Below are 14,533 nucleotides of genomic sequence, written 5' to 3'. Positions count from 1 at the left end.
CCGTCCACGCGGTCACGGACCGGGACGGGCAGGTGCGCCGTACGGCGCGCCGTCAGGTTAGCAGGCACACCCGGCGCCGGAGCCGCAACCGCGCGGTTGCCGGCTCAGGCGAGCAGCGCACCAGCCGGGTCCACGGCCAGCGCGTGGCACGTCCAGCCCTGCGGGCAGCGACCGGCCAGCGCGGCGGGGTCGCCGGTCCCGAACGCCAGCACCGTCGGGCCCGCACCGGACACGATCGCCGGCACGCCCTCCGCCCGCAGCCGGCGCACCAGCGCCAGCGTCTCCGGCATCGCCGGCTCCCGCTGGTCCTGGTGGAGCCAGTCGCGGGTCGCGGCGAGCAGGTGCTCGGGCTGTCCGGTGAGCGCGGCGACGAGCAGGGCTGCCCGCCCGGCGTTGGCCGCCGCGTCGGCGTGCGGCACGACCGCGGGCAGCAGTCCCCGGGCGACCTTCGTCTCCACCCCGCCCGGCGGGACGAAGACCACCGCGGCGATGCGCGGGTCGACGCCGGCACGCACGGCGTACCAGCGCTCGTCCTCGCGCCCGGAGATCACGAAGCCGCCGTAGAAGGCCGGCGCGACGTTGTCGGGGTGTCCCTCGAGGTCGGCCGCGAGCTCGAACAGCGCGTCGTCCGAGGCGAGCAGCTGCCCACCCGCGACGAGCCCGCGGGCCAGCACGACGCCCGCCACGATCGCCGCCGACGACGAGCCGAGCCCGCGTGCGTGCGGGATCCGGTTGTGGCAGGTCAGCCGCAGGCCCGGGGGCTGCTCCCCCATCAGCTCGAAGGCGGCGCGCATCGACCGCACCACCAGGTGGGTCTCGTCGCGCGGCACGCCGTCGGCACCGCTGCCCTCGACGTCGACGACGAGCCCGTCGGCCAGCACCTCGGCCTCGAGCTCGTCGCGCAGCGACAGCGCCAGGCCGAGCGAGTCGAACCCCGGACCGAGGTTGGCGGACGTGGCCGGCACGGTGACCCGCACCGGCCCGTCGACGAAGGTGGCCATGCTCAGACGAGCCCGGCCGCGGCCGCGGCCGCGTCGACGTCGGCGTCGACGACCGTGTTGACGACGTCGCCGAACGACTCGAGAGCGGTGGCGGTGTCCTTGAGCCCGTGCCCGGTCACCGTGATCGCCACGGTCGCGCCGGCGTAGGACTCCCCCGCCGCGAGCTCGGCGAGCAGCCCGGCGATGCCGGCGGCCGACGCGGGCTCGACGAAGACGCCGTCGTGGCGGGCGAGCTCGACCTGCGCGGCGAGGATCTGCGCGTCGCTGACGGCGGCGAACCGGCCGCCGGACTCGTGCGCCGCGGCCTCGGCGAGCTTCCACGAGGCCGGGTTGCCGATCCGGATCGCGGTCGCCTTCGTCTCCGGGTCGGGGAACGGCTCACCGGTGACCAGCGGAGAGGCGCCCTCGGCCTGGAAGCCCCGCATCACGGGCCGCTTGCTGGCCCGGCCGAGGTCGGCGTACTGCTCGTAGCCCATCCAGTACGCCGAGATGTTGCCGGCGTTGCCCACGGGCAGGAGGTGGTAGTCGGGGGCGTCGCCGAGGAAGTCGCAGATCTCGAACGCCGCGGTCTTCTGCCCCTGCAGCCGCACGGGGTTGACCGAGTTGACCAGCGCCACCGGGTAGCTCCACGCGAGGCCCTTGGCCATCTGGAGGCAGTGGTCGAAGTTGCCGCGGACCATGATGATCTGGGCGCCGTGCACGACCGCCTGCGCCATCTTGCCGGCGGCGATCTTGCCCTCGGGGACGAGCACGAGCGGCTTGAGGCCGGCCTTCGCGGCGTAGGCCGCCATCGACGCCGACGTGTTGCCGGTGGAGGCGCAGACGACCGCCTCGGCACCCTCGTGCTTCGCCACCGAGATCGCGGTGGTCATCCCGCGGTCCTTGAACGAGCCGGTCGGGTTGTCGCCCTCCACCTTGAGCCAGACCTGGCCGCCGGTGAGCGAGGAGAGCCAGCCGGAGTGCACCAGCGGCGTCCCGCCCTCGCGCAGGGTGACCGCCTCGAGGCCGTCGGGCAGCAGGTCGATGAGGTCGCGGTACTCCTCGATCAGGCCGCGCCACTGGTGGGTCGCCGGGCTCATTCGTCGCCGCCCTCCACGCGCATCACCGAGGTGACCTCGCGAACGATGTCCATCTCGCGCAGCTGCCGGACGGTGGCGCTCAGCGCGGCGTCGGGCGCGGCGTGCGAGACGACGACGAGCTGCGCGTCGGCCCCACGGCCCTCCTGCCGCACGGTCTGGATGGACACGTCGTGGTCGGCGAACGCGTTGGCCACCGCCGCGAGCACGCCGGCGCGGTCGTCGACGTCGATCGCCACGTGGTAGCGGGTGCGGGTCTCCCCCATCGGCTGCACGGCGCGGTCGGCGTAGGCCGACTCCCCCGCGCCGCGGGTCCCGGCGAGGCGGTTGCGGGCGACCGTCACCAGGTCGCCGAGGACGGCGCTCGCCGTGGGCGCACCGCCGGCGCCGGGGCCGTAGAACATCAGCTGGCCGGCTGCCTCGGACTCGACGAACACCGCGTTGTAGGCGCCGCGCACGCTCGCCAGCGGGTGGGACCGCGGGATCATCGCGGGGTGCACGCGGGCCGCGACCTGGTCGCCGCGCAGCTCGCAGATCGCGAGCAGCTTGACCACGGCGCCCATGTCGCGGGCGCTGGCGACGTCGGCGGCGGTCACCTCCGCGATGCCCTCGCGGTGCACGTCGGAGGCGGTCACCCGCGAGTGGAAGGCCAGGCTCGCCAGGATCGCGGCCTTGGCGGCGGCGTCGAAGCCCTCGACGTCGGCGGTGGGGTCGGCCTCGGCGTAGCCGAGCTCCTGGGCCTCCTGCAGCGCCTCGGAGAAGCCGGCGCCGGACGTGTCCATCTTGTCGAGGATGAAGTTGGTGGTGCCGTTGACGATGCCGAGCACCCGGGTCACCTTGTCGCCGGCGAGCGACTCGCGCAGCGGGCGCAGGATCGGGATGGCGCCGGCGACCGCCGCCTCGTAGTAGAGGTCGCGCTCGGCCTTCGCCGCGGCCTCGAACAGCGTCGGGCCGTCCTCGGCGAGCAACGCCTTGTTGGCGGTGACCACGCTCGCACCGTTCTCCAGCGCCGAGAGGATCAGCCCGCGCGCCGGCTCGATGCCGCCGATCACCTCGACGACCAGGTCGACGTCGTCGCGGGTGACCAGCCCGGCCGCGTCCGTGGTCAGCAGTCCCTCGGGCACCTCGACCTCGCGGGGGGCGTCCAGGCGGCGCACCGCGACGCCCACCAGCTCGACCGACGCGCCGACCCGTGCGGCCAGGTCGTCGCGCTGCTCGCTGAGCAGCCGCACCACCTGGGAGCCGACCGCACCGCAGCCCAGCACGGCCACCCGCAGTCGCTTGTCACCGTCAGTCATCAGAGAACACCCACATCGGTCGCCAACAGGTCGGCCTCAGTCTCTCGTCGCAGGACGGTGAAAGTCCTCCCGTCCCGAACTCCGATCACCGGAGGACGCAGCGCGTGGTTGTAGTTCGACGCCATGGATCTGCAGTACGCGCCCGTGCCGGGCACCGCGACGAGGTCGCCGGGACGCACGTCGCCGGGCAGGAACTCGTCCTTGACGACGATGTCGCCGGCCTCGCAGTGCTTGCCGACCACCCGCGCCAGGGTCGCGCCCGCGTCCGAGCCGCGCGAGGCGAGGGTGGCGGAGTAGTCCGCGTCGTAGAGGGCGGTGCGGATGTTGTCGCTCATCCCGCCGTCGACCGAGACGTACGAGCGCCGCGCGCCGCCGTCGAGGGCGACCTCCTTGACGGTGCCGACCTCGTAGACGGTGCACATCGACGGCCCGACGATCGCGCGGCCGGGCTCGATCGACAGCCGCGGGCGGGCGATGCCGAGCGCCCGGCACTCGTGCTCGACGATCGCGGTGATCCCGTCGGCCAGCGCCTGCGGCTCGGACGGGTCGTCCTGGGTGGTGTAGGCGATGCCGAAACCCCCGCCGAGGTCCATCTCGGGCATCTCGACGCCGAGCTCCTCGCGCACCCGGGCGTGCAGCGCCAGCACCCGGCGGGCCGCGACCTCGAAGCCCGAGGTGTCGAAGATCTGGCTGCCGATGTGGGAGTGCAGGCCGAGCAGCCGCAGCCCGGGGGCGGCGTGCACCCGGCGGACCGCCTCCAGCGCGTCTCCGCTCGCGATCGAGAACCCGAACTTCTGGTCCTCGTGGGCGGTGGCGATGTACTCGTGGGTGTGGGCCTCGACGCCGGCCGTCACCCGGACCATCACGCCGATGCCCTCGGTGGTCGAGGTGCGAGCGCCAGCGAGCCTCGAGACCACCTCCGCCAGCCGCTCCACCTCGTCGAAGGAGTCGACGATGACCCGGCCGACCCCGAGCGCGACCGCCCGCTCGAGCTCGGCGAGGGTCTTGTTGTTGCCGTGGAAGCCGACCCGCGCCATCGGGAAGCCGGCCCGCTCGGCGACGGTGAGCTCGCCGCCCGAGCAGACGTCGAGGCTCAGGCCGTCCTCGGCCAGCCAGCGCGCGACCGTCGTGCAGAGAAATGCCTTGCCGGCGTAGAACACGTCGTAGCCGTCGAAGGCGTCACGGAAGGCCGTGGCCCGGGCGCGGAAGTCGGCCTCGTCGAGGACGTACGCCGGTGAGCCGTGCTCACGGACCAGGTCGGGCAGCGCGACGCCGCCGACCGCCAGCACGCCGTCGGTCTTGGCGGCCGTGCGCGACCAGAGGTGCGGCACGAGGGCGTTGGGGTCGGCCGGCTCGCGCAGCCAGTGCGGGCCGCGCAGCGCGCCGTCGGCGTGCGCCCAGCCGGACGGGTGGGCGGTCGGCACGGGCCCCTCACATCCTCTCGGGCGCCGAGACGCCGAGCAGCGCCAGGCCGTTGGCCAGCACCACGCGGGTCGCGTCGACCAGGACCAGGCGCGCCCGGTGCAGGTCGGAGGTCTCCTCGTCGCCGCGCGGCAGCACCCGGCAGCTGTCGTAGAAACGGTGGTAGGTGCCGGCGAGCTCCTCGAGGTAGCGCGCGACCCGGTGCGGCTCGCGCAGCTCTGCGGCGGCCTTGATGACGCGCGGGAACTCCGCCAGCGCCCGCAGCAGCTCGCCCTCCTTCTCGTGGGTGAGCAGCTCGGGGTGCGACTCGGCGACGACGCCGAGGTCGGCGGCGTTGCGCATCAGGCTCGACACCCGGGCGTGGGCGTACTGCACCGTGTAGACCGGGTTGTCGTTGGTCGCCCGCGACCACAGGTCGAGGTCGATGTCGATCGGGCTGTCGCTGTGGTAGCGCGCCAGGGCGTAGCGGGCGGCGTCGACGCCGATCGCGTCGACGAGGTCGTCGATGCTGACGATCGTGCCGTTGCGCTTGGACATCCGCATCGGCTCGCCGTCGCGGAGCAGGTTGACCATCTGGCCGATGAGGATCTCGAGGTTCTTGCCCGGCTCGTCGCCGAAGGCGCTGCACATCGCGTTCATCCGGCCGACGTAGCCGTGGTGGTCGGCTCCCAGCATGATGAAGCAGCGGTCGAAGCCGCGCTCGCGCTTGTCGAGGTAGTAGCCGAGGTCGCCGGAGATGTAGGCGGGCGTGCCGTTGGACCGGATGATCACCCGGTCCTTGTCGTCGCCGTACTTCTCGGTGCGCAGCCACAGCGCGCCGTCGGCCTCGTAGGTGTTGCCCATCTCGGTCAGCCGCGCGATCGCGCGCTCGACCGCGCCGCTGTCGTGCAGCGACTTCTCGTGGAAGTAGACGTCGAAGTCGACGCCGAAGTCGTGCAGCGACGTCTTGATCTCCTCGAACATCATGTCGACGCCGACCTCGCGGAAGACCTCCTGCGCACGGGCGTCGTCGAGGTCCTTGACGTCGGGGCGCTTCTCGACGACCGCCGCCGCGATGTCGTGGATGTACTGCCCGCCGTAGCCGTCCTCGGGGGCGGGCTCGCCCTTCGCGCTGGCGAGCAGCGAGGAGCTGAACCGGTCGATCTGGGCGCCGTGGTCGTTGAAGTAGTACTCGCGGGTGACGTCCGCGCCGGTCTTGGTGAAGATCCGCCCGAGCGCGTCGCCGACCGCGGCCCAGCGCACGCCGCCGAGGTGCAGCGGGCCGGTGGGGTTGGCGGAGACGAACTCGAGGTTGATCTTCTCCCCGGCGAAGGCGTCGGACGAGCCGTAGGCCTCCCCCGCCGCGACGACGTCGGCCGCGACCTGGCCCTGCGCGCCGGCCTCGACCGTCACGTTGAGGAAGCCCGGACCGGCGACCTCGACGTCGGCGATGCCGTCGGAGGCGCGCAGCCGCTCGGCCACCAGGTCGGCGAAGGCGCGGGGGTTCGTGCCGGCCTTCTTGGCCAGCTGGAGCGCCACGTTGGTGGCGTAGTCGCCGTGGCCCTTCTGCCGGGGTCGCTCCACCGTGACCTGGGAGGGCACGCCGTCGGGCAGCGTGACCGCTCCGTCGGCCACGAGGGCCGTCAGGACGTCGACGATGGTCTCGGAGAGCTGATCGGGGTTCACCCGCCAAGCCTATCGGCGGGCGGACCGGCGGGCCGAACCGGTTTCACCTAGGGTTCGGCCTGTGACGACGCACCCCACCTACGACCAGCTCATCGACCTGCCGGCCTACGTCGAGCAGCCCGTGCCGATGCCCTTCGAGGACATCAACGGCCACCTCAACGTGCGCCACTACATCGGCATCGCCAGCGAGGGCCTCGACGAGTCGCTCGTCGAGGTCGGCATCCCGACGATGTGGCCGCTCACCGACGGCCAGGCGTGCTTCACCGCCGAGCACCACGTCACCTACCTCAACGAGCTGCGCACCGGCGACACCATGTCGGCGCGCGTGCGGCTGCTCGGGCGCTCCGAGCGGGCCGCGCACGTGCTGGTCTACCTGCTCGACGAGACCCACCAGCAGGTGGCCTGCGTCGTCGAGGAGATCTTCCTGCACATCGACCTGTCGACGCGCCGGACGGCCCCGTGGCCGGCCGACATCGCTGCGAAGATCGACGCCCGGGTCGCCGAGCACGCCGCCCTCCCCTTCCCGGCGGACACGTCCGGGTCGCTCGCGCTGCGCTGATCGCCGAGTCGGTTTCACGACCTCGTCGAACGCCCGGTAGTGTTCGGCGCGCACCGGCCCGGCCGGTGCGGGCCTCCGTAGCTCAGGGGATAGAGCACTGGTTTCCGGTACCAGGTGCCGCAGGTTCGAATCCTGCCGGAGGCGCAGACGACGGCGGCACCCACGCGGGTGCCGCCGTCCGGCATTTCGCTCCCGGCGCCCGAGCGTGACCCTCGCCACCGTCCGTCGTTGAGGGGTCATGCGCGACCACACCCGCCGCCGTCTCGCGGCCACCGTCACCACCGGTCTCGTCGCCGGCCTCGCCCTCGTCGCCGGACCGACGGCCCCGGCACGGGCCGACGACGACGCGAAGCGCCTGACCGACTTCGGCTACCGCGGCGACGTCTACGGCGTGAAGCTGGTGACCGACAGCGTCGAGGCCCTCGACCTCAAGGACGCGCACGCCCAGCAGCTGTGCACCCGCGCCGTCGGCCAGACCGTCGAGCGCCAGTCCGCCGTGTCGGTGCCCGACAACCCGCTGATCCGGGTCTCGGCCAGCACCAGCCGGACCGAGACCTACGCCGACGGCAGCACCCACGGCGTGCGCGGCACCAACACCATCGGCGACGTCACCGTCGGCGGCACCGTCGGCCCGCTCACCACGCCGAAGCTGGTGATCAAGGGGCTCCAGACAACCGCCGACGCCTTCAACACGCCGCAGGGCTACGGCCACGACGAGGGCTTCACCTTCGCCAGCATCTCGCTCGAGCTGCTCCCCGAGACCGTCGTGGGCAACCTGCCGCCCGAGCTCCAGGAGCTCCTCGAGCCGCTGGACCAGGTCACCGGCACCGTCTTCACCGGCACCCAGGCCGCCGCGCAGCAGGTGTTCGAGGTGCTCGGCGACGTGACCAGGCCGATCGAGATCCCCGGCCTCGGCAGCATCTCGCTCGGCTACGAGAAGGGCCGCGCCACCGCGCACGCCGCCCAGTCGCAGGCGTCGGCGCTGCGCATCGAGGTGACCGCCGGCGACCGGCGCCAGCTCGTCGAGCTCGGCACCGCGCGGGTGCGGATGGGTGGCCCCGCGCCCGTCGGCGTGTTCCGCGCCGGCGGCACCGCCATGGACTACCAGGTCCTCGACGGTGCGCTGCGCTTCGGCAACGTCGAGCACAAGGCGCTGGCGTGCCAGGGCTCGCGCGGCCGGACCCAGACCTTCACGGTCCCCCACGCCAGCCAGCTGCTGCCCGTCCCGGTGCTGCTCGACGACGTCGTCTACCAGGTCGACGGCGACCAGCGGCGGGCCAGGAAGGTCGCCAAGGGGTGGTCCCGCACGGCCATCGGCACGGTGACCGTGCCGTCCGCCCAGCTCGTCATCAGCGACGTGTCGTCGCGCGCGGCGATGCGGCAGAAGGCCGGCAAGCGGGTGGGGTCGAAGGTCAGCACCGCCGTCGGGTCGATCACCGTCGCCGGACAGCCGCTCGAGGTCCCGGCGCCCGGCGGGGTCGTGGAGCTGCCGAACGGTGCCGGCGTGATCCAGCGCCAGCTCGTCGACACCGGCTACCGCGGGTCGCAGGTGATCGGCCTGCGGATCACGCTCTTCTCGGAGGCCGTGGTCATCGACCTGGCCCGCACCGCGGGCCGGATCTACGCGCGCTGAGGTCAGCGACACGCCCCCCTCGCGTCGGTACGCTTCGGAGCAGCGGCGTCGGGCCGGCCATGGGGTTCGGCCCGATGCCGCGTCCTCAGCAGCGGCGCAGCGTCGCGTCCGCCCGCGACTCGCGACCGAGGCGACGAGCCTGCGACACGTCCGGGAACACCACGCTCGCGGCCCCGACGTAGCCGACCCGGCCCTGCACCACGCAGGTCGTGATCCGGCGCGGGTCGACCTGCGCGACGGCCTGCGCGAGCTCGTAGAGCTCCTGCGGGGACGCGTCGGTGGCCATGTGGGCCATCACGGTCATCACGCCGCGCTCGATGAACCCCGGGCGGTCGGCCTGGGACCGGATCCGGGCGTGGATGCCGCGCAGGGTGCGCTGCTGGTTGGCCGACCGGTCGAAGTCGCCGCCGGCCAGGCCCTTGCGGATGCGCGAGAACGCCATCGCGTCGTATCCGCCGAGGTGGATCCGCCCGCGGGAGAAGCCCTCCTTCTTGAGGTAGGGGTCGGAGAACCGGCGGGGGTTGGTGACCGTGATCCCGCCGATGTCGTCGACCATGTCCTCGAAGAACGGGAACCGGGTGACCATGACGTAGTCCGGCTCGATCCCGACGAGGTTGCGCATCGCGCCCGCCATGCCGCGCGGACCGGCGAAGTAGAGCGCCGAGTTGATCTTCTCCCGGCCGTGGCCCGGGATCGCGACCCACGAGTCGCGCGGCACGCCGATGGCGGTGGCGGCTCCGGTGCGGGTGTTGATGCCGACCATCTGCAGCGCGTCGCCGCGCGAGCGGGTCATGTCCTGGCCCGGGCGGGCGTCGGAGCCGACCGCGAGGATCCAGACCACGTCGGCACCACCGACCTCGACGCCCTCGGCGTGCCGGATCCGGGTCAGCGAGACCTCGGTCGACTGCACCGCGGACTGCGGCACGACCAGCGCGGTGACGGCGAGCACCGCGGCCAGCGTCACCGCCCGCACCACCCGCACCGGGCCTCGTCCCGTCCTCATCGCTGCGCTCCCTTCGAGACGTCGTAGCCGAACACCTTCCACGTGCCCGCCCGGCGGGTCAGGAAGAGCCGGCCGCGCACCGTCGTGGTGCCGGCCTTCTCCCCCGTGGTCTCGAACCGCAGCACCACGTGCGCGGTGACCGTGCGGGCCTGCCCGCCGGTGGCGAGGACGTCGACGACGACCGACCGGTGCTTGGCGGTGACCGAGTCGATCGACGGCCCCTGGGTCTCGTTGGTGAGCAGCGCCTTGTCGGCGCGGGCCCGCTGCTCGGCGCCGCGGGTGAACCCCGGGAACGCCGCGGGGAAGCTGCTGCGCGGGTAGCTGCCGCCGAGGTAGGCCGCCTCCCACCAGCCGTCCACGACCGCCCCGACCTCGGCCCGGACGGCCTTGCGCCGGCGGTCGGGCAGCCGGCCGAAGACCCGGTGGATCCTGGTCTTCGTCTCCACGCCGTGCGAGGCGAGCTCGACGCCCGCGTCACCGCGGGACAGCCGCTCCGGCGCGGCCGTCGGAGCGGCGCCCGACTGGCACCCGACGAGCGTGGTCGGGAGGAGCAGGACGAGCGGGACGGCGGCGAGGCGGCGGGTCCACGGGCGGGGGCCCGACGAGGCGCGTGGCATGACGACTCCAGCGGGGTGACAGGCGGTGCGAGGCAGGGGTGGGAGGGGATACCGACCGGTAGCGACCGGTGTGGGCGACACCATGCCTCAAAGGCCCTCCCCGCCCCTGCATTTGCGTGCGTGTGGGACTAGCCTTGACAGCGACTTTGGTCCAACCCTCGCGCGAAGAGATCTGGAAGAGGCGAAACAAGCGTGGCGCAGTCCCCGAACGGGCAGTCCAGCAACCACTCCTCGGTTGCCCCATCATCCGACCTGGGAGCCAACGAGTGGCTCGTGGAGGAGATGAAGGAGCAGTACGACAAGGACCCGGCCAGCGTGGCGCCCGAGTGGGCCAGCTACTTCGGCAACGGGTCCGCCGGCGGGGCCTCGACGGCGCAGGCCGCGCCGAAGGCGGCCGCCGCCGCACCCGCGAAGGCTCCCGCGGCTCCCGCGAAGCCCGCCGCCGCGCCCGCGGCGAAGCCGGCCGCCCCGGCCCAGCAGGCCCCGAAGTCCACCCCGCGCCCGGCCGCCCCGGCCGACGAGCCGGCCAAGGGCACCAGCACCCCGGTCGCCAAGGACCCGAAGCCCGCGGCCCCGAGCCAGGCCAGCGACGAGCCGACCTACACGGTCCTGCGCGGCGCCCCGGCCCGTACGGCCGCCAACATGGACGCGTCGCTGTCCGTGCCGACCGCGACCTCCGTGCGCTCGGTCCCGGTGAAGCTGCTGTGGGACAACCGCACGGTCATCAACAACCACCTCGCCCGCGCCCGCGGCGGCAAGGTGTCGTTCACCCACATCATCGGCTACGCGCTGGTGAAGGCCCTGAAGTCGATGCCGGAGATGAACGTCGGCTACGAGGTCGTCGACGGCAAGCCCAACCTGATCACCCCGGCCCACATCAACCTCGGCCTGGCGATCGACATGCAGAAGCCCGACGGCACCCGCCAGCTCCTCGTGCCCAACATCAAGGGCGCCGAGACCATGGACTTCGCCGCCTTCTGGACCGCCTACGAGGAGATGGTCCGCAAGGCACGCGACAACAAGCTGACCGTCGCCGACTTCCAGGGCACCACGATGTCCCTGACCAACCCCGGCGGCATCGGCACGGTCCACTCGGTGCCGCGCCTGATGGCCGGGCAGGGCGCGATCATCGGCGTCGGCGCGATGGAGTACCCGCCGGAGTGGCAGGGCGCCTCCGACGAGGCGATCAACCGCAACGCCATCAGCAAGGCGATGACGCTGACCTCGACCTACGACCACCGCGTCATCCAGGGCGCGCAGTCGGGTGAGTTCCTCAAGCGCGTGCACGGCCTGCTGCTCGGCGAGAACGACTTCTTCGACGAGATCTTCCGCTCGCTGCGCATCCCCTACGAGCCGATCCGCTGGGCCCGCGACATCGTCGCGAGCCACGACGACGACATCGTCAAGCAGGCGCGCATCCTCGAGCTGATCCACGCCTACCGGGTCCGCGGCCACCTGATGGCCGACACCGACCCGCTGGAGTACCGCCAGCGCAGCCACCCCGACCTCGAGGTCGAGTCGCACGGGCTGACCCTGTGGGACCTCGACCGCGAGTTCGCCACCGGCTCGTTCGGCGGCGAGGGCCGGCGCTTCATGAAGCTGCGCAACATCCTCGGCATCCTGCGCGACTCCTACTGCCGCACCACCGGCATCGAGTACATGCACATCATGGATCCCGAGCAGCGCAAGTGGATCCAGGAGCGCGTCGAGCAGCCGCACGTGAAGCCGCCGCGCGAGGAGCAGCTGCGGATCCTGCTCAAGCTCAACCAGGCCGAGGCCTTCGAGACGTTCCTGCAGACCAAGTTCGTCGGCCAGAAGCGCTTCAGCCTGGAGGGCGGCGAGACCACGATCCCGCTCGTCGACGAGATCTGCGAGGCGGCCGCCGAGGCCGGCCTCGACGAGGTCACCATCGGCATGGCCCACCGCGGCCGGCTCAACATGCTCGCCAACATCGTCGGCAAGAAGTACAGCCAGATCTTCCGCGAGTTCGAGGGCAACATCGACCCGCGCACGGTCCAGGGCTCGGGTGACGTGAAGTACCACCTCGGCGCCGAGGGCGAGTTCGTCGCCGGCTCCGGCGACAAGATCAAGGTGTCGGTCGCGGCCAACCCCTCGCACCTCGAGGCGGTCAACCCGGTGCTCGAGGGCATCGCCCGCGCCAAGCAGGACATCCTCGACCAGGGCGAGAAGTTCCCGGTCCTGCCCCTGCTGGTCCACGGCGACGCGGCCTTCGCCGGCCAGGGCGTGGTGGCGGAGACGCTCAACCTCTCCCAGCTGCGCGGCTACCGCACCGGCGGCACCGTCCACGTCGTGATCAACAACCAGGTCGGCTTCACCACCGCGCCCGGCTCGTCGCGCTCCTCGCTCTACGCCACCGACGTGGCGCGGATGGTGCAGGCGCCGATCTTCCACGTCAACGGCGACGACCCCGAGGCCTGCATCCGCGTGGCCAGGCTCGCCTTCGACTACCGCCAGGCGTTCAACAAGGACGTCGTCATCGACCTCGTGTGCTACCGCCGTCGCGGCCACAACGAGGGCGACGACCCGTCGTACACGCAGCCCCTGATGTACGACCTGATCGAGCAGAAGCGCTCGGTGCGCAAGCTCTACACGGAGTCGCTCATCGGTCGTGGCGACATCACGATCGAGGAGGCCGAGCAGGTCCTCAAGGACTACCAGCAGCAGCTCGAGCGGGTCTTCACCGAGGTGCGCGAGGCCAGCTCCGAGGCGCCCACCGAGTGGACCACCGTCCCGGACTACCCGGACAAGCCGGCCGGCGAGTTCGCCACCGCCGTCTCCCCGGAGGTGCTCAAGCGGATCGCCGACAGCTACGTCACGCCGCCGGAGGGCTTCACCGTCCACCCGAAGGTGATGCCGCAGCTGCAGCGTCGCTCCGCGGCGATCACGGAGGGCCCGATCGACTGGGGCACCGGCGAGATCCTCGCCTTCGGCTCGCTGCTGATGGACGGCCGCCCCGTGCGCCTGGCCGGCCAGGACTCGCGCCGCGGCACCTTCGTGCAGCGCTTCGCGACGATCATCGACCGGACCAACGCCGACGAGTGGACCCCGCTGACCAACCTCACCGAGGACCAGGCGAAGTTCCACGTCTACGACTCGCTGCTCTCCGAGTACGCCGCGCTCGGCTTCGAGTACGGCTACTCCGTGGCCCGTCCCGAGGCGCTGGTGCTGTGGGAGGCGCAGTTCGGTGACTTCGTCAACGGCGCGCAGACCGTCATCGACGAGTTCATCTCCGCCGGCCAGACCAAGTGGCGCCAGCAGTCCGGCGTCGTCCTGCTGCTCCCCCACGGCTACGAGGGCCAGGGACCGGACCACTCGTCGGCCCGCATCGAGCGCTTCCTCACCATGTCGGCGGAGGACGCGATGGTCGTCGCGCAGCCGTCGACGCCCGCGTCGTACTTCCACCTCCTGCGCCGGCACTCGCTCGGCGAGGAGCACCGCCCGCTGATCGTCTTCACCCCGAAGTCGATGCTCAAGCGCAAGGAGGCGGCGTCGCGGCCCGAGGACTTCGTCGGCGACACGACCTTCCGGCCGTTCATCGGCGACGACGCCGCCGACCCGGCCAAGGTCGAGACGCTGATCATGTGCTCGGGTCGAGTGACCTGGGACCTGATGGTCGAGCGCGGCAAGCGCGAGAACGGCGAGAAGTTCGCCATCGGCCGCGTCGAGCGCCTCTACCCGAACCCGGTCGAGGAGATCAAGGCCGAGGTCGCGAAGTACCCGAACCTCAAGGCGGTCCGCTGGGTGCAGGACGAGCCCCGCAACATGGGCCCGTGGCCGCACTACCAGCTCAACGTGTGGCCCGAGCTCGACCTGGTCGTCGAGCCGGTCACCCGCCCCGCGTCGGCCTCGCCGTCGGTCGGCACCGTGAAGCGCCACACCGAGGAGCAGAAGACCCTCCTCGACACGGCGTTCGCGGAGCCGCGCACCGCCGGTCACGACTACTGAGGAGCGCCCGGGGTGTACTTCACCGATCGCGGGCTCGAGGAGCTGGAGAAGCGCCGGGGTGACGAGGAGGTCACCCTGGCGTGGCTCGCCGATCAGATGCAGGCGTTCGTCGACACCCACCCGGAGTTCGAGACGGCCGTCGAGCGGCTGGCCACCTGGCTGGCGCGGCTCGACGACCCGGAGGACTGAGGCAGCGCGAGGCGGCAGATCTTGCGCGCCACGCTGCCGAGCTGGCGGCGCAGCGGGCCGGTCGTGTACTCGATCCCGTAGCGCTCGCAGATCTCGCGCACCTC

At 72.3% G+C, this 14,533-nt stretch carries 11 protein-coding genes and 1 tRNA gene; 5 read left to right on the top strand and 7 right to left on the bottom strand.

Annotated features, from left to right (window positions below):
• Positions 1 to 104: 104 nt before the first annotated feature.
• The 5 genes from thrB to argS are packed head-to-tail and all read right to left on the bottom strand — an operon-like array spanning position 105 to position 6,462.
• A complete protein-coding gene (thrB, locus tag LN652_RS19990) occupies positions 105 to 1,001 on the bottom strand; it encodes a homoserine kinase (protein WP_230442333.1) in 897 nt (298 codons plus the stop codon).
• Positions 1,002 to 1,003: 2 nt separating this feature from the next.
• Positions 1,004 to 2,080, bottom strand: coding sequence for a threonine synthase (thrC, locus tag LN652_RS19985; RefSeq protein ID WP_230442332.1), 1,077 nt, complete (start codon positions 2,078 to 2,080; stop codon positions 1,004 to 1,006).
• The gene (locus tag LN652_RS19980; protein WP_230442331.1) at positions 2,077 to 3,375 is read right to left on the bottom strand and encodes a homoserine dehydrogenase; all 1,299 of its coding nucleotides are present in this window, start codon (positions 3,373 to 3,375) and stop codon (positions 2,077 to 2,079) included. The genes thrC and LN652_RS19980 overlap by 4 nt, the downstream gene beginning before the upstream one ends.
• Positions 3,375 to 4,799 carry a diaminopimelate decarboxylase gene (lysA, locus tag LN652_RS19975; RefSeq protein WP_230442330.1) on the bottom strand — a complete coding sequence of 475 codons (1,425 nt, stop codon included), beginning with the start codon at positions 4,797 to 4,799 and terminating at the stop codon, positions 3,375 to 3,377. The genes LN652_RS19980 and lysA overlap by 1 nt, the downstream gene beginning before the upstream one ends.
• A gap of 7 nt (positions 4,800 to 4,806) precedes the next feature.
• Positions 4,807 to 6,462, bottom strand: coding sequence for an arginine--tRNA ligase (argS, locus tag LN652_RS19970; RefSeq protein WP_230442329.1), 1,656 nt, complete (start codon positions 6,460 to 6,462; stop codon positions 4,807 to 4,809).
• Between the two features lie 61 nt (positions 6,463 to 6,523).
• Here argS and LN652_RS19965 point away from each other — a divergent pair, with 61 nt between their 5' ends.
• The 3 genes from LN652_RS19965 to LN652_RS19955 all read left to right on the top strand — a co-directional run bounded on the left by LN652_RS19965 (position 6,524) and on the right by LN652_RS19955 (position 8,654).
• Complete coding sequence (locus tag LN652_RS19965) at positions 6,524 to 7,021, top strand: thioesterase family protein (protein WP_230442328.1); 498 nt, start codon at positions 6,524 to 6,526, stop codon at positions 7,019 to 7,021.
• A 71-nt stretch (positions 7,022 to 7,092) separates the two neighbouring features.
• Positions 7,093 to 7,165 (top strand) — tRNA-Arg (locus tag LN652_RS19960).
• Positions 7,166 to 7,259: 94 nt separating this feature from the next.
• Positions 7,260 to 8,654 (top strand): choice-of-anchor P family protein, encoded by a 1,395-nt coding sequence (locus LN652_RS19955; protein WP_230442327.1) that lies wholly within the window; start codon positions 7,260 to 7,262, stop codon positions 8,652 to 8,654.
• Between the two features lie 85 nt (positions 8,655 to 8,739).
• Here LN652_RS19955 and LN652_RS19950 read toward each other — a convergent pair whose 3' ends face one another.
• Both LN652_RS19950 and LN652_RS19945 read right to left on the bottom strand, forming a co-directional pair.
• Entirely contained in the window at positions 8,740 to 9,657 is a 918-nt protein-coding gene (locus tag LN652_RS19950; RefSeq protein ID WP_230442326.1) for an LCP family protein, read from the bottom strand.
• Positions 9,654 to 10,274, bottom strand: coding sequence for a hypothetical protein (locus tag LN652_RS19945; protein ID WP_230442325.1), 621 nt, complete (start codon positions 10,272 to 10,274; stop codon positions 9,654 to 9,656). The genes LN652_RS19950 and LN652_RS19945 overlap by 4 nt, the downstream gene beginning before the upstream one ends.
• Before the next feature lie 192 nt (positions 10,275 to 10,466).
• Between LN652_RS19945 and LN652_RS19940 the strand changes: the two genes are divergently transcribed.
• Together LN652_RS19940 and LN652_RS19935 are read left to right on the top strand one after the other, a co-directional pair.
• A complete protein-coding gene (locus LN652_RS19940; RefSeq protein ID WP_268932201.1) occupies positions 10,467 to 14,240 on the top strand; it encodes a multifunctional oxoglutarate decarboxylase/oxoglutarate dehydrogenase thiamine pyrophosphate-binding subunit/dihydrolipoyllysine-residue succinyltransferase subunit in 3,774 nt (1,257 codons plus the stop codon).
• 12 nt (positions 14,241 to 14,252) lie between these two features.
• Positions 14,253 to 14,429: a DUF6104 family protein gene (locus LN652_RS19935; RefSeq protein ID WP_183079702.1), complete on the top strand. Its 177-nt coding sequence runs from the start codon at positions 14,253 to 14,255 to the stop codon at positions 14,427 to 14,429.
• The last annotated feature ends 104 nt before the right edge of the window (positions 14,430 to 14,533 follow it).

Origin of the sequence: Nocardioides okcheonensis (assembly GCF_020991065.1) — a bacterium.
In the GTDB taxonomy this organism is placed as follows: domain Bacteria; phylum Actinomycetota; class Actinomycetes; order Propionibacteriales; family Nocardioidaceae; genus Nocardioides; species Nocardioides okcheonensis.
Note: the sequence above shows the minus strand (reverse complement) of the source record. Positions and strands in the feature narration are given on the sequence as shown.

What these genes read in the sequence shown, in the direction of transcription:
- thrB (WP_230442333.1), bottom strand. Translation starts at nt 1,001, where the DNA reads ATGGCCACCTTCGTCGACGGGCCGGTGCGGGTCACCGTGCCGGCCACG.
- LN652_RS19955 (WP_230442327.1), top strand. Translation starts at nt 7,260, where the DNA reads ATGCGCGACCACACCCGCCGCCGTCTCGCGGCCACCGTCACCACCGGT.
- LN652_RS19945 (WP_230442325.1), bottom strand. Translation starts at nt 10,274, where the DNA reads ATGCCACGCGCCTCGTCGGGCCCCCGCCCGTGGACCCGCCGCCTCGCC.
- thrC (WP_230442332.1), bottom strand. Translation starts at nt 2,080, where the DNA reads ATGAGCCCGGCGACCCACCAGTGGCGCGGCCTGATCGAGGAGTACCGC.
- LN652_RS19980 (WP_230442331.1), bottom strand. Translation starts at nt 3,375, where the DNA reads ATGACTGACGGTGACAAGCGACTGCGGGTGGCCGTGCTGGGCTGCGGT.
- LN652_RS19950 (WP_230442326.1), bottom strand. Translation starts at nt 9,657, where the DNA reads ATGAGGACGGGACGAGGCCCGGTGCGGGTGGTGCGGGCGGTGACGCTG.